Here is a 1,618-nt window from a genome sequence, read left to right as displayed (position 1 = left end):
CCACCAAACATTCCTGCAGCTATTCGAAGTTTGGCCACCAGGCAGAAACAAGTTTCCTGGTTTTTCGCTGCATTTATACTGCAAAGCAGCAAACGAATTTCCAGGCCACTCATTTTGCGCCAACATCCATTGAGTTTTCCCGGAGCTTCCCGCACATGGCTGACATCCCGGTCATCTCAAACCACATACTGCATGGTTTGCCGGCTTTCCTGCGTCATGAAATGGGGGAAAGGGCGCTGCTACGGGCCAACCGCGCTGYCGGTTTCGATCTTGAACTCATCGAGGACCGGACTTGCTTCATTCCGCACGCGGCGGTCGTCGCTCTCCTAGAGGCCGCCGCCAGAGCGGCAGGCGAGCCCAACCTCGGCGTCGTGTTGGCCCCTATGATGAACGTCGCCCATTATGGAAGTTTCGGGCACTATGTCCTTGGAGCCGACACCCTCGGTCAATCCATTGAACGCAGCATTGCAGCCCTTTGTTACCATAGCACGGGCGACAGGATGTCGGTCGCAATCGTCGGCGAGGAGGTGCGATTCAGCTATGGCTTCGCACTGGCCGGCCGCACTGGCTACGACATTATCGCCTGCGCTGCGGCCGGCGTGTTGCTGAGTGTCTCGAGGGCTTATCTGCCGCTTGCGTGGCGTCCGCTTCGCGTTGAACTCAATATGGGTAAGTCGCATCAGGCCGAGTTCTTCGAAGAGGTGTTCCAATGCCCGGTCCTGTTCAATGCGTCCGCGGTAACCATTGTCATGGAACGCCATCATCTTTCCGCTCGTCCAAGGCACGTTTCACGGCCGATTGTAACGATCGAGGATTTAGCGCGAGATCGGCGCGGTGGGGCTCCAAGACACCTGCTCGGCGTCGTCCTCGAGCAGATCCGCGCCCAGGTTCTCACCGGCAACGTGTCCATCGAGGGCGCGGCGCAGTCGATGGACACCAGTGTCCGAACACTGCAACGTGAGCTCAATCGTGCAGGCACGGATTTTCGCAACTTGGCGAATACGGCTAGGATTCAGCGAGCCACCGAGCTGCTACGGCATGCGAATGGATCGATCACCCGTGTTTCTGCGGAGATGGGCTATTCCTCTCCCGCCAATTTTGCTCGCGCGTTCCGGAAGGCGACCGGCCGTGCACCACGAGAATTTCGCTCGAAGTTATATCAGGGCGTAGATCCATAAACGAATGGCTCTCGCCGCTCCGCCGGTCGCGTGTCGCTTCCTCGATTGAATGCCGTTAGTCCGCCGTTTCAGTGCGGTCGTGAGGAGCGCAGGTTCTCGCGCTAAGGTCATTTGCGCGTTGGGTCAGGTCACTCCTTAGGGGACATCAGCGAGCCTCCCTGGCAACCACCCTAACTCTTTTGGTGAGTTGAATGGCAACGTTTGGGAGCGAAATCAATTCTGCCCGATCCCAGCCACCAATTCTGCCCGATCCCCAGCCACCGAGGAGACCGACCAATGAAACTTGCACGCATTGAATCGCTCGCCTGCGGGGCGATGCTGCTCTGCGGGACTTGGGCGGCAACGCCCGCGGCGGCACAAGCACCAGCTGCGGCGCAACCACGGAAGCCAAACATCGTCGTCATCATGGGTGATGATGTCGGGTGGTTCAACATTGGCGC

At 58.6% G+C, this 1,618-nt stretch carries 1 protein-coding gene; it reads left to right on the top strand.

Going from position 1 to position 1,618, the window contains the following annotated elements:
• A partial coding sequence (locus AC1DT3_RS20480; RefSeq protein WP_477467046.1) for a helix-turn-helix domain-containing protein occupies positions 1-1,178 on the top strand: 1,178 nt, incomplete at its 5' end.
• Positions 1,179-1,618: the final 440 nt, after the last annotated feature.

This window comes from Microvirga sp. P4_G7, assembly GCF_056401005.1.
The sequence above is the reverse complement of the archived record's forward strand: the minus strand, read 5'-3'. Positions and strand labels throughout refer to the sequence as shown.